Annotated in this window: 23 protein-coding genes and 1 pseudogene; 5 read left to right on the top strand and 19 right to left on the bottom strand. The window is 53.9% G+C overall.

What is annotated here, in order from left to right; translation table 11 throughout:
* Positions 1 to 160 precede the first annotated feature (160 nt).
* A pseudogene (locus QMG93_RS35205) lies at positions 161 to 1,627 on the top strand (CPBP family intramembrane glutamic endopeptidase); the annotation flags it as partial.
* Between the two features lie 106 nt (positions 1,628 to 1,733).
* Here QMG93_RS35205 and uvrC read toward each other — a convergent pair.
* Positions 1,734 to 3,827: an excinuclease ABC subunit UvrC gene (uvrC, locus tag QMG93_RS09355; RefSeq protein ID WP_281935701.1), complete on the bottom strand. Its 2,094-nt coding sequence runs from the start codon at positions 3,825 to 3,827 to the stop codon at positions 1,734 to 1,736.
* 90 nt (positions 3,828 to 3,917) lie between these two features.
* Positions 3,918 to 4,235 carry a thioredoxin gene (trxA, locus tag QMG93_RS09350; RefSeq protein ID WP_010493653.1) on the bottom strand — a complete coding sequence of 106 codons (318 nt, stop codon included), beginning with the start codon at positions 4,233 to 4,235 and terminating at the stop codon, positions 3,918 to 3,920.
* Positions 4,236 to 4,452: 217 nt separating this feature from the next.
* On the opposite strand from trxA, the gene QMG93_RS09345 reads away from it, so the two are divergent.
* Positions 4,453 to 4,602, top strand: a complete 150-nt coding sequence (locus QMG93_RS09345) for a hypothetical protein (protein ID WP_010493655.1) — start codon at positions 4,453 to 4,455, stop codon at positions 4,600 to 4,602.
* A gap of 111 nt (positions 4,603 to 4,713) precedes the next feature.
* Here QMG93_RS09345 and dnaI read toward each other — a convergent pair whose 3' ends face one another.
* The 3 genes from dnaI to QMG93_RS09330 form a co-directional block, all read right to left on the bottom strand.
* Positions 4,714 to 5,670: a primosomal protein DnaI gene (gene dnaI / locus QMG93_RS09340; RefSeq protein ID WP_281935696.1), complete on the bottom strand. Its 957-nt coding sequence runs from the start codon at positions 5,668 to 5,670 to the stop codon at positions 4,714 to 4,716.
* A gap of 91 nt (positions 5,671 to 5,761) precedes the next feature.
* Complete coding sequence (locus tag QMG93_RS09335) at positions 5,762 to 7,261, bottom strand: helicase DnaB (protein WP_281935695.1); 1,500 nt, start codon at positions 7,259 to 7,261, stop codon at positions 5,762 to 5,764.
* 388 nt (positions 7,262 to 7,649) lie between these two features.
* Positions 7,650 to 7,934: a YuiB family protein gene (locus tag QMG93_RS09330; RefSeq protein ID WP_253410077.1), complete on the bottom strand. Its 285-nt coding sequence runs from the start codon at positions 7,932 to 7,934 to the stop codon at positions 7,650 to 7,652.
* A 399-nt stretch (positions 7,935 to 8,333) separates the two neighbouring features.
* On the opposite strand from QMG93_RS09330, the gene hemQ reads away from it, so the two are divergent.
* Entirely contained in the window at positions 8,334 to 9,080 is a 747-nt protein-coding gene (gene hemQ / locus QMG93_RS09325) for a hydrogen peroxide-dependent heme synthase (protein WP_281935692.1), read from the top strand.
* Between the two features lie 67 nt (positions 9,081 to 9,147).
* On the opposite strand, the gene QMG93_RS09320 is transcribed toward hemQ, so the two are convergent.
* A complete protein-coding gene (locus QMG93_RS09320; protein WP_090666405.1) occupies positions 9,148 to 9,405 on the bottom strand; it encodes a hypothetical protein in 258 nt (85 codons plus the stop codon).
* Between the two features lie 4 nt (positions 9,406 to 9,409).
* Positions 9,410 to 10,600: an NAD(P)/FAD-dependent oxidoreductase gene (locus tag QMG93_RS09315; RefSeq protein ID WP_216789067.1), complete on the bottom strand. Its 1,191-nt coding sequence runs from the start codon at positions 10,598 to 10,600 to the stop codon at positions 9,410 to 9,412.
* Positions 10,601 to 11,018: 418 nt separating this feature from the next.
* Between QMG93_RS09315 and QMG93_RS09310 the strand changes: the two genes are divergently transcribed.
* Positions 11,019 to 12,005: an NAD(P)/FAD-dependent oxidoreductase gene (locus QMG93_RS09310; protein ID WP_281935687.1), complete on the top strand. Its 987-nt coding sequence runs from the start codon at positions 11,019 to 11,021 to the stop codon at positions 12,003 to 12,005.
* 99 nt (positions 12,006 to 12,104) lie between these two features.
* On the opposite strand, the gene QMG93_RS09305 is transcribed toward QMG93_RS09310, so the two are convergent.
* From QMG93_RS09305 to QMG93_RS09290, 4 genes are all read right to left on the bottom strand, one after another.
* Complete coding sequence (locus QMG93_RS09305; protein ID WP_281935686.1) at positions 12,105 to 12,941, bottom strand: carbohydrate ABC transporter permease; 837 nt, start codon at positions 12,939 to 12,941, stop codon at positions 12,105 to 12,107.
* Positions 12,942 to 12,957: 16 nt separating this feature from the next.
* The gene (locus QMG93_RS09300) at positions 12,958 to 13,851 is read right to left on the bottom strand and encodes a carbohydrate ABC transporter permease (RefSeq protein ID WP_281935685.1); all 894 of its coding nucleotides are present in this window, start codon (positions 13,849 to 13,851) and stop codon (positions 12,958 to 12,960) included.
* Positions 13,852 to 13,920: 69 nt separating this feature from the next.
* The gene (locus QMG93_RS09295) at positions 13,921 to 15,204 is read right to left on the bottom strand and encodes an ABC transporter substrate-binding protein (RefSeq protein WP_281935926.1); all 1,284 of its coding nucleotides are present in this window, start codon (positions 15,202 to 15,204) and stop codon (positions 13,921 to 13,923) included.
* Between the two features lie 311 nt (positions 15,205 to 15,515).
* A complete protein-coding gene (locus tag QMG93_RS09290) occupies positions 15,516 to 16,688 on the bottom strand; it encodes a GntR family transcriptional regulator (RefSeq protein WP_281935684.1) in 1,173 nt (390 codons plus the stop codon).
* A 189-nt stretch (positions 16,689 to 16,877) separates the two neighbouring features.
* On the opposite strand from QMG93_RS09290, the gene QMG93_RS09285 reads away from it, so the two are divergent.
* Positions 16,878 to 17,426 carry a hypothetical protein gene (locus QMG93_RS09285; protein WP_281935683.1) on the top strand — a complete coding sequence of 183 codons (549 nt, stop codon included), beginning with the start codon at positions 16,878 to 16,880 and terminating at the stop codon, positions 17,424 to 17,426.
* A gap of 78 nt (positions 17,427 to 17,504) precedes the next feature.
* On the opposite strand, the gene QMG93_RS09280 is transcribed toward QMG93_RS09285, so the two are convergent.
* From QMG93_RS09280 to QMG93_RS09245, 8 genes are all read right to left on the bottom strand, one after another.
* On the bottom strand, positions 17,505 to 18,518 hold the full coding sequence (locus tag QMG93_RS09280; RefSeq protein ID WP_281935682.1) for an ABC transporter substrate-binding protein: 1,014 nt from the start codon (positions 18,516 to 18,518) through the stop codon (positions 17,505 to 17,507).
* 27 nt (positions 18,519 to 18,545) lie between these two features.
* A complete protein-coding gene (locus QMG93_RS09275) occupies positions 18,546 to 19,622 on the bottom strand; it encodes an ABC transporter ATP-binding protein (RefSeq protein ID WP_281935680.1) in 1,077 nt (358 codons plus the stop codon).
* A gap of 12 nt (positions 19,623 to 19,634) precedes the next feature.
* On the bottom strand, positions 19,635 to 21,311 hold the full coding sequence (locus QMG93_RS09270) for an ABC transporter permease (RefSeq protein WP_281935678.1): 1,677 nt from the start codon (positions 21,309 to 21,311) through the stop codon (positions 19,635 to 19,637).
* A gap of 264 nt (positions 21,312 to 21,575) precedes the next feature.
* Positions 21,576 to 22,652, bottom strand: coding sequence for an ABC transporter substrate-binding protein (locus QMG93_RS09265; protein WP_063178144.1), 1,077 nt, complete (start codon positions 22,650 to 22,652; stop codon positions 21,576 to 21,578).
* Positions 22,653 to 22,814: 162 nt separating this feature from the next.
* Positions 22,815 to 24,092, bottom strand: a complete 1,278-nt coding sequence (locus tag QMG93_RS09260) for a PTS ascorbate transporter subunit IIC (RefSeq protein WP_281935674.1) — start codon at positions 24,090 to 24,092, stop codon at positions 22,815 to 22,817.
* A complete protein-coding gene (locus tag QMG93_RS09255) occupies positions 24,089 to 24,412 on the bottom strand; it encodes a PTS sugar transporter subunit IIB (protein ID WP_281935672.1) in 324 nt (107 codons plus the stop codon). Before QMG93_RS09255 ends, QMG93_RS09260 begins: the two co-directional genes overlap by 4 nt.
* Positions 24,396 to 26,504, bottom strand: coding sequence for a BglG family transcription antiterminator (locus tag QMG93_RS09250; protein WP_281935670.1), 2,109 nt, complete (start codon positions 26,502 to 26,504; stop codon positions 24,396 to 24,398). The genes QMG93_RS09255 and QMG93_RS09250 overlap by 17 nt, the downstream gene beginning before the upstream one ends.
* A gap of 24 nt (positions 26,505 to 26,528) precedes the next feature.
* Positions 26,529 to 26,792, bottom strand: a complete 264-nt coding sequence (locus tag QMG93_RS09245) for an HPr family phosphocarrier protein (RefSeq protein WP_281935669.1) — start codon at positions 26,790 to 26,792, stop codon at positions 26,529 to 26,531.
* Positions 26,793 to 26,864 lie beyond the last annotated feature (72 nt).

Genomic DNA, 26,864 nt, shown 5'->3' with positions numbered 1-26,864 from the left:
TTTGAACCTTTGGACAGATGTAAGCGCTCTTACACCTATGTCGCTTCGCTTTTCGCGTTTTTCCCCTGACATGCTCGCAATATCGATGGATTTTCCCGGAGCATGTATGCTAATTTAAAAGAATACACTGTTATTATTCCGGATCCGATAAGGAGCTCTTATGCCGAAACGATTTAATTCCGCAACTCCCCTTCCGCTGCTTGCCATTGTCGGTCTGCTGTTGTACTTTGGCATCATTATCGTCTCTCCTTTTTTTCGGGATACGGAGCGGGCGAACCAAGCCCCAACAAACGTCCCGGAAGTATCCAAACAGCAAGCGGCCGCGGCGGCAACCGACTTTGTTCGCGGCAAGTTCAAGCTGTCCCCGGAGTCGCAGACGAGCGTGCTGTATCAAGCGTACACGGCCATTAGCGGCTATCTGCAAAAAGAACACCTGTACGACGAATTCGCGAAGCGCTACGGCGACCAGTATCCGCTTGAGTTTTACGAGGTGGAGATCAACGACAAGCCGAACGAAACCACTTATTATGTTGCCGTAAATTACAAAACGCTGCAAATCTTCGGTTGGGCGCGCAGCAAATCTCCGGTTGCGAAAAGCGAAACGGTAAGCTCGGCCGAAACCGACCTCGCCCGATTGGCGGAGCACGCGATTCGGGATATGGGCTACACGCCAGAGCAATTTGTACTATCTAGTGAAAAAGGCAAGGAGCGCAACGGGGCTCTCGTTTATGTGAGCAAAACGGAGCAAATTGGCGGGGCGAAGCTGGAGCTGCGGCTCGACGTGTCCGGCGGACAAATCGCGTCCTTTAAACCGGCTTTTCCGGTTCCGGACAGCTTTATTTCCTGGCAGCAAGCCCAAGACGAGCGGTCGGCCCTGATGACAAGAATCAGCATGGCGGTGTCCCTGATGATGACGTTTGCCGCGCTGATCGTTATCATCCGCTATCGGAAGGAAGTCCGCTTCGGGCGCGGTACGGTGCTGACGATGCTGTTTTTAGCCATCTACCTGACGAACAACTTCAATATGCTGCCGGCCTTCCGTACGATGCACGGAAGCGGCCCCTCGGAACCGGAGGCCGCTATCTATTTGGTCATTATGAATATTTTCATTACGTTAATGGCCGGCTCGACTTACCTTTCCTTCCTGGCCGGGCGGCAGCTTTGGCTGAACCGCGGCCGGAATGCGTGGCCGGTATGGCACGATCCGCAGTTCGGAAGCGAGACGCGAACGGCCATGGTACGCGGCTACTTGATCTGCTTGTTCATCCTTGGCGTTCAGCAAGTGCTGCTCTTCATCGCCTCCGAAGCGTTCGACGTATGGGCGGTCAGCGAACCGGCGGATTCCATCTACAATATGCGCGTACCGGGCTTATTCCCATTAATGGCTTGGGCTGCCGCGATTTCGGAGGAAGCCGTCTACCGGCTGCTCGGCATTGCGCTCGTGCTCAGAATGACCCGCAGCCGGGTGCTGGCCGTGCTGTTGCCCAGCGTGATCTGGGCCATGAGCCATACGCAGTATCCGATCTATCCGGTGTACACGCGGCTAATCGAGGTAACGGTGCTCGGCTTGATCTTCGGATGGGCGTTTCTGCGGTACGGCTTCCTGACCGCCATGTTCGCCCATGCCGCTATGGACAGCATCCTGATGGGACTATCGCTTATGTATACGGGAGAGCCGCTGCAGATTGCCCTCGGAGCGCTATATCTCCTTGTACCCGCAGCGGTCGGATGGATCATTGCGTGGCTTCACGGCCGATTTCATCGGCGCCCGCCTGCTGCATCTCTTCCTGGAGCTCCCCCGTTTCCGGAGGCGAATCCGGATCCCGGCCGTTTAACGCCGCTAAAATTTGGCCCGCCAGTTTCTCCCCGATCCCCAGAGGCTTGAAGTCAGCGACTTCGGCCTCTTTTATTTTTTTAAGCGAGCCAAAATGCTTGAGCAGCGCCTTGCGCCGCTTCTCGCCGATGCCGGGGATCGCGTCGAGCTGCGAGACGGTCATCGACTTGGCGCGGGTTTCCCGGTGGAACGTGATCGCGAAGCGGTGCACTTCGTCTTGAATGCGCTGGAGCAAGTAAAACTCCTGGCTGTCGCGCGGCACCGGAACCACTTCGGCCGGATCGCCGATCAACAGCTGGGCGGTTTTGTGCTTCGCGTCTTTGACCAGCCCGCAGACGGGAATGTACAGCCCGAGCTCGTTCTCCAATACGTCGATCGCCGCGGACATATGGCCCCGCCCGCCGTCGATGACGATCAGGTCGGGCATTTGCAATTCTTCCTTGAGCACCCGCTCGTACCGGCGGCGCACCACTTCGCGCATCGTTTCGTAATCGTCCGGTCCTTGGACGGTACGAATTTTGTACTTTCGGTACTCCTTGCGGTCCGGTTTGCCGTTCGTAAATACGACCATCGCGGATACTGGATCCGACCCTTGAATGTTCGAGTTGTCGAACGCCTCGATCCGTTGCACCATTCCGATGCCAAGCCATTGTCCCAAATTCTCGACCGCTTTGACCGTCCGGTCCGCATCACGCTCGATCAGACGGAATTTTTCTTCCAGCGATACGCGGGCGTTGTCACATGCCATATCGACCATATTTTTCTTGAGTCCGCGCCGCGGAATGTGCACCTTGACTTTGAGCCAGCTTTCCAGCGCTTCCTTCACATCGGCCTTGGACCCCGATCCGGCGGGATCGTCCGCTTCCGTCGGATCATCGGCCGACTCCGGATCGGCGTCTGCGGAATACGCTGTTCCGGCTTCGGCCACCATACCCAGTTGCGCAGCGCTGTCTTCCATCGTTGGCGCCTCGACTGCTGCAGCCGCTTCCGAGCCCACCGCGGGCTGCTGCCCGTCCGTCCATGCCGGAAGGAACACTTCCTTCGGCAGCGCCGGGTTCTCGCTGTAATATTGCGTCACGAACGTCAGGAAATCGTCATACGCTTCGCCGTAGTACGGAAAGGATGACGCATGGCGCTCGATCAGCTTGCCTTGGCGCATATAGAGAATCTGCACGCACATCCAGCCCTTGTCCACGGCGAAGCCGAAGACGTCGCGATCCACGGTATCCGTCGTCGTGATCTTCTGCTTTTCCATCACCGTATCGATATGCTGAATCTGGTCTCGCAGCTCCTTCGCCCGTTCGAAGTTGAGCTCCTCGGCCGCTTCGTGCATTTTGCGGGTCAGCTCCTGCTTGATCTCGTTATGCCCCCCGCTGAGAAAGCGGCTGATTTCATGCACCATCTTGTCGTACGTCTCCTGCTCGACCTCGTACTCACAGGGCGCGATGCACTGGCCGAGATGATAGTACAGACATACGCGGTCCGGGAGCGTCTTGCATTTGCGGAGCGGATACAGTCGGTCCAGCAGCTTCTTCGTTGCCCCTGCGGCGTACGGGTTCGGATAAGGGCCAAAATATTTGGCCTTGTCCTTCAGCACCCGGCGCGTCACTTCCAGCCGGGGGTGCTTTTCGTTCGTAATTTTGATGTATGGAAACGACTTGTCGTCCTTCAGCAGAACGTTGTATCGCGGATAATATTTTTTGATCAGATTGCACTCCAGAATGAGTGCTTCCATGTTATTGGCCGTAACGATGTACTCGAAATCGACGATATCGTTTACGAGCAGCTGCGTCTTGATCGTATGGCTCCCGGTAAAATAGGACCGCAGCCGGTTGCGCAGCACCTTGGCTTTGCCGACGTAGATGATCGTGCCTTCCCGGTTTTTCATCAGGTAGCAGCCTGGCTGCTCCGGGACGAGCGACAGCTTGTTTTTAATCGCTTCCAGTATTTTTTTCCGGTCCTGGCGATCCGGTTCCCCTGTATATTCGGTCAACGAATACCTCCCCTTTCCCAACGGCAAAAAGCTCTTTTTCCAGCATAGCAGAAAAAGAGCTTTTTCTCACGCGATCCGCAGGCTGCCAAATTATTGATGGCGGCTCAATACGTTTTTCAGCGCATCTTTGGACTGGAAGCCGACGATTTTATCGACCGGCTGGCCGTCTTTGAACACGATCAGCGTCGGAATGCTCATTACGCCGAAACGGGAAGCGGACTCCGGATTGTCGTCCACGTTCACTTTCGCGATTTTCACGCTTTCGCCGATTTCTGTATCCAGCTCCTCCAACACGGGAGCGATCATTTTGCAAGGTCCACACCAAGGTGCCCAAAAATCTACAAGAACCGTACCGGATCCTTCTACTTCAGTTGAGAAAGATTGGTCAGACACATTAACGATAGCCATGATTCAATTTCTCCTTTTGCGGAAATAATGTCAACATGTAAAGTATACCACATCGAGAGCCTTTTTCAACCGAGCCAAAGTTTGCACAATTGTCACTTTACATCCTTTACAATGGAAGGCGATTTTGGGTATACTAGCCGTATATGAGTATCGCTAAGCTGCCTAAGCTGTGCCGTCAGGCGGCTTTGCCCGGCACAACCCTAAGGAGGAACCTTGTATGAACGACTCGACAAGAAATCCCGAACTGCACGTGTACGAAGAACAACGGAATGACTTTATCGACGTTGCGACGGGCTTTGGCGTCTTCTTCGCCATCCTGCTCGTGGTCGGCATCATCGCGACAGCGGCTTCGCTTATGATGAAGTAATGATGGGCCTACCGTTGCGAAAAGCCTCTGCTTGATCTCCGTTTCCGGGGGTCGGCAGAGGCTTTTTTGTGCATTTTCCATGTTTGGCTGAAGGAACGCGGCCCTTCTGGATCAGGATCGCGCTCCCCGTTTGTTATACCCGTTTACCAGGACCACGTCGACGAACGGCCGAATCCGGTCCATGATGCGCCGTCCTTTGAACTCCTCGTCCCCGTCCTTGCTCGTGAAGCTGAAATGCTTCTCCAACGCGTCCAGATCGTGATTGGACGTGAAAAACGTCGGCTTGCGGTTCATCCGGTAATTCAGGATCGCTCCCATCACGTGGTCGCGAAGCCACGGATTCAAATTTTCCGCCCCGATATCGTCGAAGACGAGCAGGTCGGTCTCCTTCAGCACATCGATCGTTTCCTTGAGCTTAAGCGGATCTTGGAACATCGTTTTCAGATCCTCGGCAAAATCCGGCATGTACACGATCGCCCCGCTGTAGCCTTCTTTTGCCAGCTCATAAAGCAAATAGCACATCAAAAACGTCTTGCCCGTTCCGAAGTTACCGGCTAAGTAGAGGCCTGTTGGCTGAAGCCCCTGCTGACGAATGGTTACGATATATTGCATAATCCGGCCGACCGCTTCTTCCCTGTCCGGATCTTTATCGAAAATTTCGAGCGACGAGTACCCTTGGGACAGCGCCCGCTCGTCCACATAGAAGCTGCGAATGCGGCTGCGGACCGAATCCTGCGTCGCTTTGGCGATAAATTTCTTGCATGCGACCTTCTGGTCGTACACTCGGGTCCAATCTTCACCTGGCTCGACGTTGAGCAATGTGTAATGACCTTCCATATCGTTCGGGCATCGATCCAGCCCCGGGCAATTGTTGCAATTGTTATATTCCGTAATATATTGGTGCAGCTTGTTCAAATTCAGCTTGATCGTCTGGCTGTCGAGCTCCGGGTGTTTGGCTCTCAGCTTGACGATCAGCGGATCGGATGCGACTTCCCGCACCTTATTTTCCGCCTGCTGCAGCAATTGACGGCCCTGGCCGCCCCGCAAAAGTTCCCCAAGCGACTCCATCCGCTGCACCTCCCCATTGATTGCCAGCCGTGCATCGCTGACGCTGCTTCTCTAGTACGATCGCGTCCTCTACAGTCCTCTCACAGGACTTCTATAGCTTGCCGTCGAGCTGCTGCGCCATTTTACGGAGCGCTTCCCGCTCGGCCGAAGACAGCGTTTTGGCTGCCGGTGTATCCTTGACGATCGGAATGACCGGCTTCTGCCGCCCCCGGCCTCCCCGGGCCGGAGCGCTCGTACCGCTTGCGCCTCCGCTGCGGCGCGTCCGCTGCTGTTCCTGAAACTTCATTTGCTCACGAATGTACTGCACCGCTTCTTCGAACGTATTGACCTGCTTGGCCAGCATGTCCGTGACGCTGAACTCGATGGACGCTCTCGACCAGGAACGCTTATTAACATACATGTAATGAATCAGCACGTTCATGACTTCCTCGCGCAGGCCGTAGTTTAAATCGACCTTGGCCAGCGTATCGAGCAGCCCGTCCGGGATCGAGCCTTGGCTGAAAATCTTCTCCAGCAAAAACGTATACGGCTCATTGCGCAAAATGTAGTTGTATTGGTGCTGGTTGCACTCCCCTTGAAACAGGTCGGGCACTTCGAGGTAATATTCCATCTCGACGATTTTGTCTCCCGCCGGTGCCGGGCTCTCGCTTGCGCGTTCCGCCTCGCCGGTTTTGTCCGCAATCCTCGCCATATATCGCGTCCGCTCTTCGGTCCGCTTTTTGTCCTGCCGGAACACTTGGTTCGCCTTGTGCTGCAGCAGCTCGAGTACAATCCGTCCGTCTTCGTCGAACACGCCGTCTTCGTCCAAAAGCCGGCACACGTCGGTCAGGAACAGGTTGTACTTTTTTGCCACAAAATTGATCGTCGCCAACTGCTCCGGCTCGTATTTGAGCCGCTCCACGAAGTCCCGGTTTACCGACTCCCGCGGGAAGTGCATAATGATCTCCGCATATTGGTAGCCCTTGTACATGACCTCCGGCTTCGCTTCGGCAGGCTTGGCCGCCGCCGATTCGAAGAACGCCTTCTCCAGCTCGTGATCGATCACCTGCGTATTCAGACGGAACAGCTCATAGAACGGAACGGACAAATTTTCGGTGTTGGCGTCCGCCATTTCCTGCGCTTGCGGCAGCACCAGCTCGTCCCGCAGCGCAAACACCGCATATTTACCGACCTTATCCCGCAGCAGCAGCGTCAAATGCTGATTCCGGAAAAATTCCGTCGGTGGCAGCGGCGCAAACAGCGTGTACTCGTACACGTAATCGTCCGAAGCGGCCGCAAACCGACGCGACGTCTTGAGCAGTCCGACTGCTTCCAGCCTTGAAGTCTGCTCAATGAACAGCTTCCGCCCATTCTCGCTCGCTTCCAGCTCCAGCGCCAGAAACAGCTTGCGCTGCTGCTCCATCGCCGAATGCCCGACTTTGTCCGCAGGCAGCTGCTGGAACAACGTCATGTATACGCTGACGGCGTAAGCGCCGATCATCGGCTGATACACTGCGGCCATCATCTTATAATCCAAGCTGCTTAAAGCGAAATCCCGCACGACATAGAAACGGTGATATTCGGAAAAATGCAGCAAATTCGTTATCCGCATTCAGTCAAAACTCCATCCGTGATTCAAGTGTTTACCCTCCATTTTATCACACAAATCGACAAAGAGGATAGGAGGAAAAAGCAGGCTTTTTGGTTGGGTTGGCAGAGAGATGTTTTCGGGGTAGAGAGCATTGGGGGAGCTACGCTGCGAGTCGTGCTGACTGCCTCCGGCCGCTCTTAAAATCGGATTCTATTAAATTTACCTTGCGGTAAGAATCCGATTTTAAAGGCGGCACGTAAACTCTCCGGCAAGTCACACGACTCTCCGCTCCACACCCCGTTCCCCCATAAAAAAACATAGGCCCTGCCAAACGGCAGAGCCTGCTTTGAAAAGAGTAATAATAAGCAAAATCCAAAACAAAAAACCATAAAACCAAAAACCCGAAATACTAAAACATTTTAAAGCCTTTTTGACGCAAGGATTTGATCGTAGAGCCGCTGAGGATGGCGCCGATCAGGCCGCCGATGGCAGGGACGTAATCGGCGATGGAATATTCGGCCAGGTTCGAAGCGAGCGAGCCGGTGCCCCAGCCCCAATAAATGACCAAGCCGATCATGAGCGCTATATATCCGTAAATGGGGAACCAAGTCGTTTTCATAAGCATGTTTAAAATGAAACCGAGCCCGAAAAACAGCACGAACAGCAGCACGGTTACGATGATCAATTGCAGCAAAGCGGACAGCTCCTTTCCATATGCCTATATTGTATAAAAAAACAAAGGCGCGGTAAAGTGAGCCGTTGTGAACGATATATGAAAAAAATCACAGGCGCGAGCTACAAAAGAGAACAAACAAAACGGTACCAGCCGATCGCCGCGATCCAAAACGGGATGCTGATAAGCGTCCCCATCAAAATGCCTAGCGCTAACCGGTTTGTCATGACGGACGCCTCCTTTAACAGGTACATCGGCATACGGGCTTCGAATTATAATAGTATTTTTCCGGCAATCCGTTCACAAAAAGTTTGCCGTTTCGTCACGCAGCGGCATTTGCCCTTTGCGGCCGATTTCGCTACAATAAAACAAGCAGCTGGCAGCAGTGCCCATTTTGAAGGAATAAGGGAGTGTCCGTTAATGAGTGAAGTCGTACATCCATTGGATGGCTGGTATAGCTTGCATGATTTCCGTGCAATCGATTGGAACGCCTGGAAAAGCTTGACCACTCAAGAAAGAGCGCGCGCCGAGGACGAGCTGTACACCCTGCTCGGCAAATATCAGAGCACCGAGGACCAAAAACAAGGCAGCACCGCCTTTTATTCCATTGTCGGACAAAAAGCCGATTTCGTCTTCATGCATTTGCGTGAGACATTGGAAGAATTGAACGAGCTGGAAACCGAATTTAACAAAACCATGTTCGCGCAAGTGACGATTCCGACGTACTCTTACGTCTCCGTAGTCGAGCTCGGCGCTTATATGGCCAAGCCGGGAACCGATCCGATGCAGGACCCGGATGTCGTGGCGCGTCTGAAACCGATCCTGCCGAAAGCGGGACATATTTGCTTCTACCCGATGAACAAGAAGCGCGAGGGCAATGACAACTGGTATATGCTGCCTGCCGAAGAGCGCCGCAACTTTATGCGCGGACACGGTATGATCGGCCGCAATTACGCCGGCAAAGTGAAGCAAATCATCGGCGGCTCCATCGGTTTGGACGATTGGGAATGGGGCGTTACGCTGTTCGCGGACGATGCGCTGCAATTCAAGAGAATCGTCCATGAAATGCGCTTTGACGAAACGAGCGCCCGCTTCGGGGAGTTCGGCGATTTCTATGTCGGCAACTTGCTGAATCAAGAGAAAATGGCTTCGATGCTGAAGCTGTAACGGGCCAACCCGCCGAAAAAACCCTTGCTGGCATTCGCCGAAACGAAAGCTGCAAGGGTTTGCTCGTTTATTCGTCGTCTTCATCCAAGAGCCCCAGCTCTTTGCGCCGCAAGTACTCTTCCGTGTCCCGGTCGCGCTGCCGCGATTTTTCCTTCAGACGCTCGATGGCCGGAAGAATGAGAATGTCGATTTCTTTCTGCACGATATACGACAGGTCGTAACGGTTCTGCGATTCGAGATAATGACCTACATCGAGAAGAGCGTTGTACCGGTCAAGCTCCTCCCGAGTAAGCAACCCCCGAACCTGAATGCTGCAATTGCGCATCGGTCTAGAAGCGGCCTTTCTTCAACACGAGCGGAATACCGCCGATGATGTACAAGTAGCGGAGGTCGATGAGCTTTTTCATCACGGCCGCGGTACCGCCCTTGATCTTCTTGGAGCCGACGATCCCGATCGCTTCGCCGCGACCAAGAGAAGCTACGGTGCCTTTCGGCTTATACTCGAACTTCTTTAGTTCGGAGCCGCGGATTTGCGCTACGAGATTGTGCGCGCACACATCGGCTTGCTGCATCGAGATTTGCGCCGTTGGCGGATATGGACGTCCTTCCGGGCTCATCACGATCGAGCAGTCGCCGAGCACGTATACGTTGTCGTGCCCTGGAGCGTGCAGCGTATCGTCGACCTTAATGCGGCCGCGCATCGTCTCGAAGCCGGCTTCCTCCAGCATATGGTTGCCGCGAATGCCGCCTGTCCAGATGACGGTAGCGGATTTGATCTCTTCACCGGTCGCAAGCACGACGCCGTCCGGAGTGCACTCTTTGATCGCGGTCGCGATTTTGAACGTGACGCCTTTGTTTTTCAGTACGTTCATCGCGTACTCGACAAGCTCGGGGTCAAAGCCCGGAAGTGCCGTCGGAGCCGCTTCGATGTTATATATTTTTACGAGGGATGGGTCCACGTCGAATTCTTTGCACAGTTCCGGAATCCGGTCGGCCAGTTCACCGACAAACTCGATCCCGGTGAACCCGGCGCCGCCGACAACGAAGGTCAGATAGTCCGTACGGGAAGGCTCGCGCTTGAACTTCGCGAATTGGTACTCCACGTGCTCACGAATGAAGCGGACGCTATTGATGGAGCGAATATTCATCGCATATTCTTTCAGCCCCGGAATGCCGAACGTTTCCGGTTCGCCGCCCAGGCCGATGACCAAGTAATCGTAAGAGAGCGTGCCCTCTTCCAGAATGACTTTTTTCTCTTGCGGCCGAATTTGAACGACGGTCGATTTCACGAAATCGATCTTGAACTCGTCGATCAGCTTCAGAATGTTCACGCGTGCATTTTCGGGATTATCCGTCCCTGCAGCAGGCATATGCAGATGGGTCGTAATGTAATGATAGTCGTGTTTGTTTACAAGCGTGACGTCAGCTTCATTATAATTCAGCTCTTTTTGCAACCGAATAGCCGTTACGATCCCGCCGTAGCCTGCGCCTAAAATGACTATTCTTGGAATTCGACTCATGGTTCTATCCCTTCCATCACATATTTTTCTATATAGTATATGAGTTTGAAAACTGTTTGTGAAAAATTACACAAGCGACGCCGAAAAATGGTTTTTCTTCCTACATGGTTCCCTTCGGCGTTTGAAAATATAAGCAAATGATGTGTATTTATACCAACAGTTTTAACCAATTCAAATGCAATAATATAATGATACGAGGCAAATAGCAAGTTTTATTTTGGTTAAAAACCTAGGAAAATCGCCAGACTAACGATGGGTTTCTCGATTCCTTCGGCTGCTGCCTTTTGCCATATAAAAACTTTATCAGGCTAATTAATTATATTACTCATTGAAAAGTCTAATTTATATTTTCAATGCCGTAGCCGTACGATTATAATTAGAATGGACCTTACTATGTTTCGGAGGTGTTTGACCCACCATGAGCAGCGAAATCGTCGACATTATTATCGTGGGCGGCGGCCCAGCAGGGATGTTTGCGGCGTTTTACGGAGGAATGCGCCAAGCTTCCGTTAAATTGATTGAAAGCATGCCACAACTGGGCGGTCAGCTCGCAGCGCTTTATCCGGAGAAATACATCTATGACGTAGCCGGCTTTCCGAAGGTAACAGCGCAAGAGCTTGTTAATAATTTGGAAGCACAAATGAAGCATTTCCCGCTTTCCATCTGCCTGGAAGAAAAGGTATTGAAAGTGGAGAAAAAAGACGAGCGCCTGTTCGAAGTTACGACGGACAAAGGCGTGCATCAATCTAAAGCGGTCATCATTACCGGCGGCGTCGGTGCGTTCGAACCGAGAAAGCTCGAACTTCCGGAAGCCGCGCAATTTGAGAAGAAAAACCTGCACTACTTCGTCAGCGACCTTCACCGCTTCGCTGGCCAAAAGGTACTGATCAGCGGCGGAGGCGATTCTGCGGTAGACTGGGCTCTGATGCTGGAACCGATCGCGGAGAAAGTAACGCTGATTCACCGCCGTGACAAATTCCGCGCGCATGAGCACAGCGTCGAGAATTTGATGAAGTCCAAGGTGGAAGTTATCACTCCGACGGAAATCAAGAAGCTCGAAGGCCGCGACCAAATCGAGCAAGTCGTACTGGCCGACTGCAAGTCGGGCGAAGAGCGCGTCATCGATGTCGATGCCGTGATCGTCAACTTCGGCTTCGTCTCCTCCCTCGGCCCGATTGCCGAATGGGGACTCAACATCGACAACGGCTCCATCATCGTCGACTCGCGGATGGAAACCAGCATCCCAGGCATTTTCGCTGCCGGCGACATTACGACGTACCCCGGTAAGCTGAAGCTCATTGCCGTCGGTTTCGGCGAAGCGCCAACCGCCATCAACAACGCGAAGGTGTACATCGATCCGACAGCCAAGCTGTCCCCGGGCCACAGCAGCAATATGAAATTGTAAAAATCTTTTCATCTATATAACCTTTAACCGAAAAGATCGCTCCGTTCCCAACGAGAGCGATCTTTTTATTATTAAACAGCACATGTCCTATTGAATCAGCTACCCCTTAATTCCGGAAAACGTAATTCCTTGAATGAATTTTTTCTGGGTGAAGAAGAACAAAATCACGACGGGAATCGTCATCATCGTAGCTACCGCCATCATGAGCCCCCACTCCGAGCCCTTCTGATTCTGAAACTGCTGCAGCCCGAGCGACATCGTATACGAAGCTTCGTTCGTTAAGTAAAGCAACGGACCGATAAAATCCGTCCAGCTGTTCATAAATTGAAACAGCGCAACCGATAAAATGGCGGGCTTGGCTAACGGAAGAATCACTTTCCAATAAATCGTGAATTCGTGCGCCCCGTCGATCCGGGCTGCGTCCAGCAATTCATCCGGAAGCCCCAGGAAAAACTGTCTGAGCAAAAAAATAAAAAACGGAGCGCCGAAAAACAGTGGTACGATTAAAGGAAGCGGCGTACCGACCCAGCCCAGCTTGTTGAACAAGACGAATAGCGGAATCATCGTCACCTGGCCGGGAATCATCATCACCGCTACCGTCAGGGCGAATAGCCCTTTTTTGCCGTTCCATCTCAGTTTGGCGAAGCTGTAGGCAATGAGCGGACACGACAGAACGGCGCCGGCTGTGCTAAGAACGGTAATCAGGATCGTGTTCTTGAGATAGGTGAAGAACGGAATGTACTCTATGGCGGCCGAGTAATTTTTCCAAGTAAACGGCTTCGGAATCCATTCCGGGGGCCAGGTGAAAATTTGCGTAGACGGCTTGAGCGAGGTGGAGACAAGCCATATAAACGGCGTAATAAAAAAGACGGAAGCCAGAAGCAAAACGATATGGGCCGACACGTTTGCCAGCTTGTTCTTCGATTTTCGGTTCACCGTGGATTCGCCCCCCTCATTTCCCCTGATAATGAACCCATCGCTTGGAGGTCGCAAACAAGATTCCGGTCAGCAGCATGATCGCCAAGAACAGGAGCCAGGCCATTGCCGAAGCATAGCCCATTTTGAAATATTTGAATCCGTTATCATATAAATGCATCACGTAAAACATGAGTGAATGGGCCGGCGTTCCTTGCCCTTTGGTGAGCGCATACGGCAAAGTAAATTGTTGAAACGCCCCGATGACGCCCATGACCAGATTAAAAAAAATAACCGGCGTCAGCAGCGGCAGCGTTACGTTTCGAACTTTCTGCAGCCAACTGGCCCCGTCCACTTCCGCCGCGTCGTAATAGTCCTGCGAAATATCCTGCAAGCCGGCTAAATAGATGACTACGGCCTGACCGATTCCCCACAAAGACATCAGGATGAGGGACGGCTTGGACCAAAATTCGCTTCCCAGCCAAGCGGGCCCGGCAATTCCCAGCTTATCCAGCATACCGTTGACTAGGCCGAAATGGGGATTCAGCAGCCACATCCATAAGACGGCCAGAGCGACCTGGGGAACGAGCGTCGGCAAAAAATAAAGCGTCCGGTAAATGGCCATCCCTTTCACTTTCATGTTCAAAAATAAGGCGAGCACCACGCCGAAGACGATGCTGAGCGGAACAAAGAACACGGCGAAATATACGGTATTAAAGACTGCCGCCCAAAACACTTTATCTTGCATAAGCTCGCGGTAATTGCGAAGACCGATGAACTCCCCCGGCTCCAAAATGCTGTAAGTAGTAAAGCTGAAGTAGATGGAAGCAGCCAGCGGGAGAAGGAAAAAGATCAGCAGGCCGATCAGCCAGGGCGAAGCAAACAACCAGCCATACAACCTTTCGCCCGCTTCCACACTTTGTCTTTTCATCGCCGAACCTCCTGTGGCGACAACGATAGAGGAGCCGGAAGACGGCTCCCTACCGTGTCCTCTCCAATACTATTTATGTAATTCGGAGTTCACTTTTTGGGAAACTTCCTGCAAAATGTCTTTCGGCGTCCCTTTATCATGAATCGCGCTGTCCCTGGCTCTAGATAACTCGTTCCACAACAAGGAGCCTGCTGAAATGACTGGCCGGTTATGGGATTGCGGAAGGATCTCTGCGAATTTTTTCGTAGCCGGATCTTTAATTCCTTCGTTGACCGACTGGATCGTGGCCAAATTTCCGGTCGTCTCGCTGAATATTTTTTGCCCGTCCTTCCCTGCTGCGAATTTAATGAATTTCCAGGCGGCGTCCGCATTTTTCGCGCCTTTGGGGATGATGTAGCTGAATCCGCCGGACCAGCTCGTAAACTTGTCGCCTGTTGGCGTAGGAATCGGGGTGACGCCGTAATTTAAATCCGGCTTGTATTTTTTGATTCCGGCGATGCGCCACGGCCCGCTGACAGTCATGCTAAGCTGCCCCGTGAGGAAGGGATTATCCGCTCCCGAACCTGCCGAATCGGTAAAGGCGGCGACATCCTCAATGTTGTATTTCTTGGCGTAGTCGCGCATCCATTCGAGCGCTTTGACCACATTTGGATGATCCGCCGTTACTTTGTCGGCCGATTTGTCATAGAAATCGCCACCGAAGACCCAGCCCCACGTGTATATCCAGCCCTGATCGTACCAGGGGATAAATCCGATCCGCTCGAACCGCTTCCCTGTCTTTTTGGTCAGCTTCTCTGCCGCGGCTTCAAGCTCGGCAATCGTCTTCGGAGGGTGCTCCGGGTCCAGCCCGACCTCCTTGAATTGATCTTTGTTATAATATAAAAGCCGGGAGTCCGTGTCGTTCGGAAGCCCGTACAGCTTTCCTTTGTACGTCGCTTCGGCCATTGCAAATTCATAGTAGTCGGAGGCGTTGATCTGGTCGGCCTTCGCTTTATCGGTCAGATCGGTCAATGATCCGCGTGCCGCCCAGGAACCGATTTCGAACCGGTCGAAATAAGCCGCATCGGGAGGATTTCCGCCCGCGATGGCGGCAAGAAGCTTCTCGTTCTGGCCTTCGCCCTGCTGAGCGATATAAGTCATATCAACCTGAATATCGGGATTTTGCTCGTGGAACGCTTTGACGATTCTCTCAAGCGCCTCTTTCTCCGTATCCGTGTTGCCGTGCCAAAAGGTCACCTTTGTTTTTTTGGCGCCGGTTCCGTTTGCGGAATCCCCGTTGCCCGACGAACATCCGATTAAAACAGTCGAAAGCGCTATCAACGATGCGAACGATACTATTAAGCATTTGTTCATAGGTTTCACCGGACTGCCTCCCCATTTTGTTAATCGGCTGCACAACCTGTAAAGGCTTTCATAATGAACGATGCCTTCTTTCTGTTTCGAGTTCCCCCTTTGCTAAAAAATAAAATCACATTGATATATCAACTTGGACATATCAACATACTAATTATATTAACATCATCTTTTATTTGTGTCAATTCATTGATTTCCATGAAAAAACAATAAAAATTAGCATATTTTGCCGACTCTCGTTATTAAAGAAACGATCTTTCCCGATATTTTTTCACAAAAAATATGGTATGCCAACATACCATATCATAGAATCAATATTCATTTTCATATCGGATCTCGTGTGATTTGACCTTCAGCTTAAAGCCGACCGGATTCAGCAGCGGGACTTCCCGGCGTTCCAATTGCGCCAACAGAAGCTCTGCGGCCTTTTGTCCGATTTCCCGTTCATCTTGAAGAATGTGGGTTAAAGGAAAGTAACCATGGCGGGAATAGATCATATCGAAGCATACGACTTCGCAGTCGCGATGTCTGCCGAGCTGGCGAAGCACATGGGAAAGGAGAATCGCGTTGTCGTATTCGCAAGCGAATATGGCCGTAATCGAAGGATTCTCGTCCAAGAAAGCTTTCAGCGGTCCGCTATCCCACTCCATAGGATCGGCCGCGTCGTACGCCATTGTATTCAGGGCGGGCATGTCCGTGAAGATAGAGTTTACCCCGATCGCCATCCCCCGCTTCAAAAAGGCGTTGGTGAAGCCTTGAATCCGCTCCTCAATCGACGACGTGTTTTCGGCCGGAGCCGAAACGAAAACAATCTGCTCATGCCCCTGGTCGAGCAAGTAGTCCGTCAGCACGCCAGCCGCCTGCTTATGATCGGTATATACGGAGCAAGCCGGAATCCCGGGGAGATATTTATCGATTAGCACGAGGGGAAACTTTCGATAAACCAGCTTTAACAGTTCCTCGTTGTAATGCTCTCCGTTGACAGGAGATATGATCAGACCGTCTACGCCGTAGTCGAGCAGCGAACGGATGAATTGCTCCTCCAGCTCCTTCTTGCCGTACGTGCATTTGACGATCAAATGATAATTCCGCGCGGAAAGCGTCTTTTCCACTGTCCGAAGAATGTTGAGGCCGAAGGAAGCGGAAAAGTACGAAGCAATAATGCCGATTGTTACTTGCTCCTTGGCACCGCCGGAAGGGCCGCTCTGATGGAAGGACTCTTCCTTGTCCGTAGACTGACCAAATTCAGGGATGCGCGCGCTGTCGAAATGCTCCGAAACATAGGACCCCTTGCCGCGAATTCTTGTGACGACGCCGTACTGTGCGAGTTTCTCCAGCGCTTTTTTGGAAGTGATCCGGCTGACTCCGAATTGATCCGCCAGTTCTTTCTCCGACGGGACCCTTTCTTTCGGTTGAAGCTGTCCGAGTTCAATTTTTTTTAACAAATGCTGGATTATTTTCTCGTAGATCGGAGTCCCCATCATTTCATCCCTCTTGCTTGTTATGTTAACATACCAATTAAAGTGTAACATAGCGCATTCTTACAGGCAAATAGGAAATTGCATACGCGGAAAATTGGCAGCGTTCTATTTTCTGGACATAACGTATTTTTTCATCAGACTTTAAGAAAAATAGAGTATAGTATGCCTATCCTATCAGAGGGGGAAATAGAATTGTACTCGCAGGAAGCCAACGGTATAAAGCAACCATGGATCCCCCGTAGAGATAGATTGTGGGTAGCAGCTGCAATTGCCGTATCCGTGCTGCTTGTGCTATGGGAACTCCGGAGTATGCTGCATCTTCCGTCGTCAACCCTGCATAGCCGGAGTTTCCAGCATACGTTTAAGAACTATGGCTCGATGGCGAGAATAGCTTTGTTCTTCGTTTTGGCGAATTACGTGCTTGCCTTTATAATCAAACAGCGCATATGGGATCGATTGGGCAACCCGAAAAAGTGGATAGCTACCCTGCTTCGCTTCGCGAGAAAGTGGCATACTCCTATCGCGATTGTGGCCATTGCTCTTATTTTACTTCATGCGGTTGCCGTCTTTATGTATGGCTTTAAATTGGATTTCCATAATATAAGCGGGCTGCTTGCGCTGTTCGTCTTGCTGCCGGTACCGGTTTCCGGCTTGTTGAGATATAGGCGAATAGACCGAAAGTGGCATTTGCGGTCTGGACTGGCATTCGCCATTTTGTTCTTGATTCACGCATTCGTATAGCAAAAAGCCAGGTCAACGGACCTGACTAGAGCGAAACCCGGCCAAATCGCCGGGTTTTGTTTTTTGTTCTGAGGCAGCTCATCGGCTGCCCTGCACTTCCTTTACCCACCGTTCGATCAGTCGGCTCCGGTTGGCTCCCGCCCAAGTCTGATCGTACGGCACGACGCGCAGCGCGTCCAAAGAGACCGCATCCTCGGGAGATACCGCCTCCCGGTTCGTCAGCCACTGGTAATTGCCGACCTGCTTGCCGAGCTCCTGCGCCTGCTTCGTCAGCGCCCAGTCGATAAAGGTCTGCGCTTCCTTCTCATTCGGACCGCCCCGGATCATGCCCATCGCGCCGATTTCGTATCCGGTGCCTTCGCCCGGGTAATGGATCAGCAGATCGCGAAAGCCTTCCTTGTAAAACTTGACGGCATCGTGCGCGAACATGATGGCCGTTCCCGCCTCGCCCATCCCGACGCTGCGCCCGGGCGTGCTCCCGCTCGTCGTATAGCTGCGGACCTGTCCTTGCAGCTTCTTCAAGTAGTCGAACGCTTTCTCTTCGCCCCACAGCTGCACAAGCGTGGCCAATATCGTATAAGCCGTACCCGAGGATCTCGGATCGGCCATGACGATCATCCCTTTGTACTTCGGATTGAGCAAGTCTTCCCAGGTTTGCGGCACCGACAACCCGACGTCCTGCAGCCATTTGCGGTTGGAGACCAAGGCTAGAGCGCCAACGTAAACGCCGATCCAATAGTTGTCCGGGTCTTTGTATTTTTCGTCGATCCACTTGGCATTCGGCGACAAGTAGGGAGCCAGCAGCCCCTCCGCTTTGGCCTGAACGAACGTATCCGCGGGACCGCCGTACCAGACGCTCGCTTTCGGGGCGCCTCGCTCCGCGCGTATGCGCGCCAGAATCTCCCCGCCCGACATGCGAACGTAGGAGGTTTTGATTCCTGTTTCCTTCTGGAACGCTTCCACAACTTTAATCGCGTGGTCTTCGTACAATCCTGCATAAATGGTTAACGTTCCTTTGCGCTCGGAAGCGCAGGAGGTCAGCACGGCCGCGCAAAGGATAAGGCTTAACGCTCCCCGCCATCTCTTGTTCATGCCTGCTGCCCCCTCGCTGTCTGTAGATTAGGCCGGAACGACTTGAATCGAATGCTCGGGAAATTCGAGTGTCACGTGCTCTCCGGTCGGGAAAACTGAGCCTGCGACCGGATTATGCTGGGTGACCTGAAATGTTTTACCACCGAAATCAATCTCGTATTCCTGCGTTTGTCCCATGAAGACGCTTTTCGTAATGACCGCGTTGTTATTTGCCGTCTTCAAGACGACGGCCGATTCCGGCCGGATGACCAGCGCTACCTGCTGTCCAGCCGTCACTTCCGCATGGTTCGCTGCTACCATTATACCCATTGGCGTATCGATCTCCAAGCGATCCTCGACGACCCGCACCACCTTGCCTTCAACGAAGTTGGCCGAGCCGATAAAGTCGGCGACGAATTTCGTCTTCGGTCTTTGGTAAATTTCCTGCGGCGTGCCGATCTGCTCGATCCGCCCTTTATTCATAACGATGACGACGTCGCTCATGTACATCGCTTCGCTCTGATCGTGCGTGACATAGACCGCGGTGATGCCGAGCGTCCGCTGAATGCGGCGGATTTCATCGCGCATGACGATGCGCAGCTTGGCGTCAAGATTGGACAGCGGCTCATCGAACAGCAGCACGCTCGGCTCCATCACGAGCGCCCGGGCCAGCGCGACGCGCTGCTGCTGGCCGCCGGACATTTGGGAAGGCATGCGCTCCTTATACTCATTCAGGTTCATGATTTCGAGCACGCGCGACACTTTTTCCCGAATGGCGGCTTGATCGAATTTTTTGATTTTAAGCCCGTAGGCGACATTGTCCCAAACGTTCAAATGCGGGAACAAAGCGTACGACTGAAACACCATCGTGCAATCCCGTTTATTCGGCGGAATCTCGTTTACCGGCTGGTTCCCGAACAAAATTTCACCGGAGGTAATCTCTTCGAAGCCCGCAATCATGCGCAGCGTCGTCGTTTTGCCGCAGCCGGACGGACCGAGCAGCGTGGCGAATTGCCCCTCTTCGATAACCAGATTGACATCGGATACCGCATTCGACGACTGCTTGGTGCCCAAGCCCGCATAAGCTTTCGTAACCTGTTTGAGCGTGACCGATTTGGCTGCCAAGTCTTTCTCCCCCTACATTAACGTTTTTTCTTTGCTGCCGCCGACGAAGCGAAGCAGCAGATTAAGCAGCAGCAAGGCTGCGATCATGATCGCGATCAGAATCGTGCAGTACGCGCTGGCGACGCCGATCCGTCCGGATTCCACCTGCGTGAGGATGGAAGCCGTGATCAGGTTGTATTTGGCCGAGATGAGGAAAATGACGGCGCTCATCGCGGTCATGCTTTTGACGAATCCATACACAAGTCCGCTGTAAAAAGCTGGCTTAATGAGCGGCAGGACGACGGTGAAAAAGTTGCGCGCCTGCCCGGCCCCCAAATTGGTCGCCGCCTCTTCGATCGACGGATCGATCTGCTGCAAAGACGCGATCCCGGACCGGATGCCGACCGGAATGGCCCGCACGACGAACGCGACGATAATGATCAGCGCCGTACCCGTGAGCGCAAGCGGAGCTTGGTTAAACGCCAAAATGTACGAAATCCCGATGACCGTTCCCGGAATAGCGATGGACAGCATGCTGACGGATTCGAGCGCTTTTTTCCCGATGAACTGCTTGCGGACGACCAGGAAGGCGATGATCATGCCGAGCAGGCCGGCAATCGGCGTCGCGATGATCGACAGCAGCAGCGTGTCCTTCATCGATTTTTGGCCGAGCGAGAATACGTACTTGTAATGATCCCAGGTGAAGCTGTTGTTAATGCCCCACAGCTTGATGAACGAGCCGATCGGCACGAGCAAATAGAACGCGATGACGATAACCGACAGCAGCATGCACAGTACGAACAGCGCCTGCCGGGTTGCCCCCTTCTCGATCAGACGGCGGCCGTGGGCAGGTTTGCCGGTCACGGTGACGTAGCTTTTTTTGCCAATCCAAAATTTTTGCAGCGCGTAGATAAGGAACGTGATGCTCATCAGCACCATCGCCAGCGCCGCGCCGGCTTGAATGTCGTAGCTGCCGACCGCCTGCAGATAAATTTCGCGGGCGACGGTCGTGTAGTTGCCACCGAGCGTCATCGGATTGCCGAAATCGGCCAGCGACTGCACGAACACGAGCAAAAACGCATTCGCAATCCCCGGCATCGTCAGCGGCAGCGTCACGTTCAGGAACGTGCGCAGGCGACCCGCGCCCATGTTCATGCTCGCTTCTTCCAGCGACGGGCTGATCGAGCGCAGCAAGCCGGCCAGCACGAGGAAAGCGACCGGGAAGTACGTCAGCGTTTGGACGAGCACCAGGCCTTTGAAGCCGTAAATGTTGGCGTTTTCCAAACCGAGCAGATGCTTGGAAACGAAGCCTTGCTTGCCGAACAACAAAATCGCGGAAAGCGAGATGACGAACGGCGGGGAAATGACCGGCAAAATCGCGACGGCGTTAAACAGTTTTTTGAACGGAACCTTCACGTACGCAAACGTATAAGCGAACATGTAGGCGATGGCCGTCGACAGAACGGATACGATGACAGCCAAGAGCAAGGAGTTTCTCAATGCTTCGAACAGTTGTCCGCCCGACAAAACGCCCACATACGCGCTGAGCGAAACCGATCCGTCCGGGTTGATAAAGCTGCTTTTTAAGATTTGATACAGCGGATAAACGATAAATACCGCCAGACACGCCATGACGAGCAGGATGCAGAGCAGAAGCAGCGGTTCCCGCGTCAGTCTGCGGAGCTCGCTTGCGGTACGGTTCCATGACATGGGCCACAGGCTCCTTTCTTGGGTGGGGCCGGGACGGTCTTTGGGTTTGGGGCGAGGAGATGTAGGATTCTCTTCGGCTATGCCGTGGAGTATATCCCTCCGGCCGCTCTTGAAACCCGTGAAAGTCTGATTAGATTTTCTATAGTATTTTCACGGATTTCAAAGGCGGACGTAAACTCCTCCGGGATATACTCCACTTTTTCGCAGAGAAAATCTAAACATATCTTCCCGTGCCCGAGAAAATCCAAAGACCGTCCCGGAGTATTATTTCTTCACTTCACTATTCCATTTGTCGAGCAGGCGTTTGCGCTCTTTGCCCGCTTCCGTAGGATCGTATTGGATCGGGTTGATGTCGGACAGCTTGATTGCCTTCTTCGGCTCTTTCGCATCCGGGTTCGTCAAGTTCTGGTAGCTGCCTGTGCGCTGCCCGACTTCTTGCGCGCTTGCGCCGAGCGACCAGTCGACGAATTTTTGCGCCAGCTCTTGGTTTTTCGTATTTTTGATGACCGCGACAGCGCCGGTTTCATAGCCTGTCCCATCTTTAGGGATCGTCAGCTCCATCGTGTCGAAGCCTTCCTCTTGGTACTTGATGACGTCGTGCGCGAACAGCACGCCTACGGCCGCTTCGCCCATCCCGACCATACGCCCCGGAGCGGAGCCGCTGGTCGTGTACTGCTGAACCTGCGGGTGCAGCTTTTTCAAGTAATCGAATCCTTTGTCTTCCGATCCTTTTACTTTCAGTACCGTATAAAGAGCGGTGTAGGCCGTGCCGGACGAAGCCGGGTTCGCCATGACGATTTGTCCCTTATACGCGGGATTGAGCAGATCCTCCCACGTTTGCGGCGCCTGCAGGTTATGATCCTTCAGAAACTTCTTGTTCGACGCAAAGCCGAGGAAACCGACATAAATGCCGGTCCAGTGACCGTTCGGGTCTTTATACTTGGCATCCACCTTCTCGGCGGCCGGCGATTTATAAGGCGCGAGCAGTCCTTCGTTCATTGCGGCGACGAACGTATCCGCCGGGCCGCCGTACCAGATATCCGCCTGCGGGTTGTCTTTCTCCGCGCGGATTTTGGCGAGAATCTCGCCCCCGGACATGCGGACCATGTCGGCTTGAATCCCGGTGTCCTTCGTGAACTGCTTCATCGCCTCGACGGCATGGTCTTCTTGGAATCCGACGTATACGGTCAGCTTGCCTTTCGACTTGTCCGTTTTAGCTGCATCTCCAGCTGCCGGAGCAGGTGCGGCTCCGCCGGAGGCAGGCTTGTCAGCGCTGCCGCAGCCGGCAGCTACGGATGCGGTCAAGATTACGGCGAGCGTAGCGGATAGTGCTTTTTTCATCTTTTGTAACGACTCCCTTCGGTTGTTTGGATAGCTTTATCATAAGTGAAGCGTTTCCACCCCGGAAGTTTAAGTCTTTGCCACATGAAACGGCAAAAAATAAAACCTCCGGCCCATGACCACAAGATCATGAACCGGAGGCTCAAGCGGACAACAACTGTATTAACCGGCCTCTAAGCCAAACAAGCGAAGCAGACCGTTCAAAATCAGCCCGACGACGGCAAAATCCGTATCCGCGAACGTCGCCCGAACGAAGCCGAGGCTGGAGAGCAGCGGCAGCAAAAAGACCGGCAGCAGCGTAATGACGAAGCCGTGGCACAACGTGGCGACGATCAGCCCTCTTCGGCCGCCGACATGATACGCGATGACGCCGGAAGCGCCTCCCGAGAAAAAGTGCGGGATGACGCCGGGGATGATGACCGTATACTGGAATGCCATGAGCATGCCCATCGCGGCAAGCCCGCCGATAAAGCTGAGCAGGAAGCCGAGCGCCGCCGCAATGGGTGCGTACGTGAACAAAACCGGGCAATCCAGCGCCGGAATCGCTCCCGGCACGATTTTTTCGGCAATCCCGTTAAAGGCAGGAATGATCTCAGCCAGCATCATTCGCACGCCAGACAATATAACGAACACACCAGCCGTGAACCAAATCGCCTGAATGGCCGAGACGACGACGGGATGACGCCCGGAAAACATCTCGGACAGCGCTTCGGCCGGAACGAACAAGCTGGACAAGCTGAACAGCAGCAGCGTGAAAACGGCGATGACGACCATATGATCCTGGAAAAACGGATAAATCCGTTTCAACCCTTCCGGCATCGGCTTCTTTTCCTTCGTCCCGACCACCTGCGCAATCAAGCCCGACAGCGCATAGCCTACGCTGTTGAAATGCCCGATGGCGAACTCGCTGCCGCCGGTCGCTTGCCGGACGTACCGCTGGCTCACCGCCGGTCCGAACGACATGGCCAGCGCCAAGAACAGCCCGCCCCATCCGTACAGCTGCCACGCCGGAAGATGGGCCGAATCGAGCAAAGCCGCCAGCATCGAAGCCATGAAAAGCATATGATGACCGGTAAGGAATACGTACTTAAACGGCGTCCAACGGGCGATAGCCAGATGAAGCGCCATACCGATCAGCATGATGACCGCGATCTCTCGGCCGTAGTTGATCTGCGCGAGCCCCGCAATCGTCTCGTTGTGCGGCATAATGCCGATCATTTGCAGTCCGCGCTGCACGATGATCGACAGATTGGATAAGGACGAACCGGCGGCCGAAGCTCCGATCTGCAGCAAAATATACCCGAGCATCGTTTTGATCGTGCCGCTGAGCAGCTTTTGCGGAGAAGCCTTCTGCAACAGCAGCCCGATCAAGGCTATAACCCCGAGCAAAAAGGCCGGTTCGCCGAGCAGCCCTTTATTAATAATTTGCGACCAGTTCATTCCCGTAATCCCTTCTCCCGTTCCCGCCAGGCCAGAAAACGCGGGCTTTCCATCAGCTTGGTCCGCAAATAATTCCGGTCCGTCATATTTTCCAGCGGTATCCATTCGGCTTGCTCCAGCAGCCGGGGAGGTAAAGAATCGGCGATATGGTGAGCGCCGACGATCAAGTCCGCGGCCGAACTCAAGCCGAGCGAGGCGACATCCATATGCTCGATGTCGGCGCGAAGCCCCTGCTCCCGAAGCAGCGCTTCAAGATGGATGCGGATCATCAGACTGGTGCCGAGGCCGCTTGTGCAAACCACATTAATTTTCAGCGTCAAGCGTCTCGCCCTCCTTTGCCTTCAAACGATCCCATACGGCAGCCGCATCGTCGGCCCGTCTCAGAAATTCCATGAACGCCGCATCGCCAAACACGTCGAGCAGTGTGGATAACGCGGTCAAATGCGACGTTTTGTCCGCAGCGGCCAGCGTGACGAGCAGCCATACCGGCTGCCCCGACGGTCCGAGCGGTACAGGCTCCGCCAGTGTGACCAAGCTGAAGCCGGTGCCCCATACACCATCCTGCGGCGATGCGTGCGGAAAGGCAATGCCTTCCCCGATGACAAAATGATGCTTCTGCTCGCCAATCATTTGGAACAGTTTTTCTTCGTACTGAAGCCCGATGATTCCCCGCTCGCGCAGCAGCCTGCTGCCGAGCCGCACCGCCTCTTCCCAGCCTTCGGCTGTTTGCCCGGTCAGGATGGAGCCGGCGGGCAGCAATTCGGTGAGCCGCTGCAGCCCTTTGTGCCCAGACACGCCCCCACCCTGCAGCAGATGGATAAGGTCCTCCAGCAGCCGGTTCCGGTTACGTACGTCGGCATGCCGCTCGACGATACGAACGATCTCGCCCACCCGCTGCAGCGTATCGGCTTCCATCGGCCGCCCCAGCGGCGACACGCCGAGCAGACGCCCGATGCTGCTCTCGTCCTCAGGGCTCAGCAGCGGCGATACTTTGATCACCTGCACCGGAAGCGGCAGTTGAATCTCGATCGTCGATAAGATCGCGTCGATCTGCTCAAACGGCAGCTGCTTGAGCTCCTTGTAAGCGAATCTTCCGGCAATCTCCAGCACGGGGAACATCGACTCCAGCCTCCGCTGAAGAATCGCCGACGAGCCGAGGCCGGAGCTGCATACGATCGCGACCCGTTTCCGGATCGCGCTTACGGCATGCGATAGCCCGCTGCTTAAATGCAAAGAGATGTAACCGATTTCATCGCGGTCGAAGCAAACTCCCTGCTCCTGCAGCACCCGGTTGACTACCTCTTGCGTTACGTCGAGCAGCGAAGCATATTCCTGCTCCAGCTGCGGCAGCAGCGGATTCGCGCTCTGCAGCCCGAATTTGGCGCGGTACATCGCAGGCTTCAAATGGACGGACAGCCCGTGTACCACCTGTTCGGTACGCTGAAGCGGCCGATGCAGCTCCTGCTCCACCTCCATGACGATCCGCTTGGCCAGTTGGACGTAAACGGACTGCTCCGCCTTGGCATCCTGCGCTTTTTGTGCGCCCAGAATGTGCTGGGTAATATAGCCCGCTTCCTCCAAGGGCACCTCAAGCTGAAAATAACGCTCCATTTCCGGCAGCGCAAGCTGTCGGACGACCCGGAACTCCTCCGCTCCGCTCACCTCGCCGAACAGCTCCGGGTCCATTTGAATGCGGTGGTTGTTTCTCAGCCGCTCGACGGCCATCAATAGGTGAAGCACAAGCGCCGAATACCCCGCGTCTGTAAATTCGACGTTCAGCTTGCGCTCCAGCATCCGCACGATATCGAATAAAAACTGCGCATCCTTGGGCGAGAACCACGGGTTCCATAGGTTCGTTCCCCCCATCCGGTCTTCACGGTCTCCAAGAACGACCCGAAGAACATTCTCATCCGTAATTTCCAGCCGCAGCAGTTCGAGATAAGCCGATCTCTTTTTCCGTTCGTCCCCCAGCACCCGAATCCATCCGCCTTCTCTGGCGAGCTTCAGGTCTTTGCCGCCCAGCAGCCTGGTGACTTCCGTCAAATCGCTCAGCAGCGTGCTTTTGCTGATTTTCAGCTCTTCCTGCACCTCGTCCGCCCGCAGCTTGGACGATTCGAGCAGCCGCTTGGCCAGCCAGCGCGACCGCCGCTCCGCATCGAGATGATCCGGCCGTTCTCTAAGCAGACGCTCAAGCTTCTCCCGCCCGTCCTCGTCTACGATAAGCGCAATGCCGTGCTTGCGGTTGCGCTCGATCCCGATGTCGTACCCGGCCAGCCAGTCTTCGATCTGCAGCAGATCGTGGCGAACGGTCCGCGCCGAAAGGCCATACTCCGACTGGAACCGGTCCACAGGCACAAATCCGCGTTGTTCCAATAGTTCCGTCAATATGCTCTGCTGTCTTGCGGATAACATATGTTTGCCTCCGTAGCCGTAAACTTAAGCGGAAAACGATCGCGAGGCCAAGCCCGCAAGAGCGGCAAGCGCCTCTTGCTCGTCCGGTCCGCTTGCGCACACCTCAAGCTCTGCACCGCCCGGAACGGCGAGCGCCATGAGCCCGAGCGCGCTTTTGCCGTCGACCGTTTTGTCCCGGAACGTCACGGTAATGTGACTTTGAAAGGTCTGCGCGAGGCTGACCCACCGCGAAACCGGTCTGGCGTGAAAGCCAAGCGGCACATTGACAGCAATCGTTAATCGCTCCATCGTTACTCTCCCACACCCGTCATAGTCGGAACTATTATATCATAGATTGTTCCCGATAAAAGAAAAAAGCCC

Origin of the sequence: Paenibacillus tyrphae (assembly GCF_027925525.1) — a bacterium.
In the GTDB taxonomy this organism is placed as follows: domain Bacteria; phylum Bacillota; class Bacilli; order Paenibacillales; family NBRC-103111; genus Paenibacillus_G; species Paenibacillus_G tyrfis_B.
This window is presented reverse-complemented; position numbering and strand designations above follow the sequence as displayed.

What these genes read in the sequence shown, in the direction of transcription:
- trxA (WP_010493653.1), bottom strand. Translation starts at nt 4,235, where the DNA reads ATGGCTATCGTTAATGTGTCTGACCAATCTTTCTCAACTGAAGTAGAA.
- QMG93_RS09300 (WP_281935685.1), bottom strand. Translation starts at nt 13,851, where the DNA reads ATGAAAAGACAAAGTGTGGAAGCGGGCGAAAGGTTGTATGGCTGGTTG.
- QMG93_RS09295 (WP_281935926.1), bottom strand. Translation starts at nt 15,204, where the DNA reads ATGAACAAATGCTTAATAGTATCGTTCGCATCGTTGATAGCGCTTTCG.
- QMG93_RS09345 (WP_010493655.1), top strand. Translation starts at nt 4,453, where the DNA reads ATGAACGACTCGACAAGAAATCCCGAACTGCACGTGTACGAAGAACAA.
- QMG93_RS09245 (WP_281935669.1), bottom strand. Translation starts at nt 26,792, where the DNA reads ATGGAGCGATTAACGATTGCTGTCAATGTGCCGCTTGGCTTTCACGCC.
- QMG93_RS09250 (WP_281935670.1), bottom strand. Translation starts at nt 26,504, where the DNA reads ATGTTATCCGCAAGACAGCAGAGCATATTGACGGAACTATTGGAACAA.
- QMG93_RS09290 (WP_281935684.1), bottom strand. Translation starts at nt 16,688, where the DNA reads ATGATGGGGACTCCGATCTACGAGAAAATAATCCAGCATTTGTTAAAA.
- QMG93_RS09280 (WP_281935682.1), bottom strand. Translation starts at nt 18,518, where the DNA reads ATGAACAAGAGATGGCGGGGAGCGTTAAGCCTTATCCTTTGCGCGGCC.
- hemQ (WP_281935692.1), top strand. Translation starts at nt 8,334, where the DNA reads ATGAGTGAAGTCGTACATCCATTGGATGGCTGGTATAGCTTGCATGAT.
- dnaI (WP_281935696.1), bottom strand. Translation starts at nt 5,670, where the DNA reads ATGGAGTCGCTTGGGGAACTTTTGCGGGGCGGCCAGGGCCGTCAATTG.
- QMG93_RS09315 (WP_216789067.1), bottom strand. Translation starts at nt 10,600, where the DNA reads ATGAGTCGAATTCCAAGAATAGTCATTTTAGGCGCAGGCTACGGCGGG.
- QMG93_RS09270 (WP_281935678.1), bottom strand. Translation starts at nt 21,311, where the DNA reads ATGTCATGGAACCGTACCGCAAGCGAGCTCCGCAGACTGACGCGGGAA.
- QMG93_RS09320 (WP_090666405.1), bottom strand. Translation starts at nt 9,405, where the DNA reads ATGCGCAATTGCAGCATTCAGGTTCGGGGGTTGCTTACTCGGGAGGAG.
- QMG93_RS09310 (WP_281935687.1), top strand. Translation starts at nt 11,019, where the DNA reads ATGAGCAGCGAAATCGTCGACATTATTATCGTGGGCGGCGGCCCAGCA.
- QMG93_RS09260 (WP_281935674.1), bottom strand. Translation starts at nt 24,092, where the DNA reads ATGAACTGGTCGCAAATTATTAATAAAGGGCTGCTCGGCGAACCGGCC.
- QMG93_RS09265 (WP_063178144.1), bottom strand. Translation starts at nt 22,652, where the DNA reads ATGAAAAAAGCACTATCCGCTACGCTCGCCGTAATCTTGACCGCATCC.
- QMG93_RS09335 (WP_281935695.1), bottom strand. Translation starts at nt 7,261, where the DNA reads ATGCGGATAACGAATTTGCTGCATTTTTCCGAATATCACCGTTTCTAT.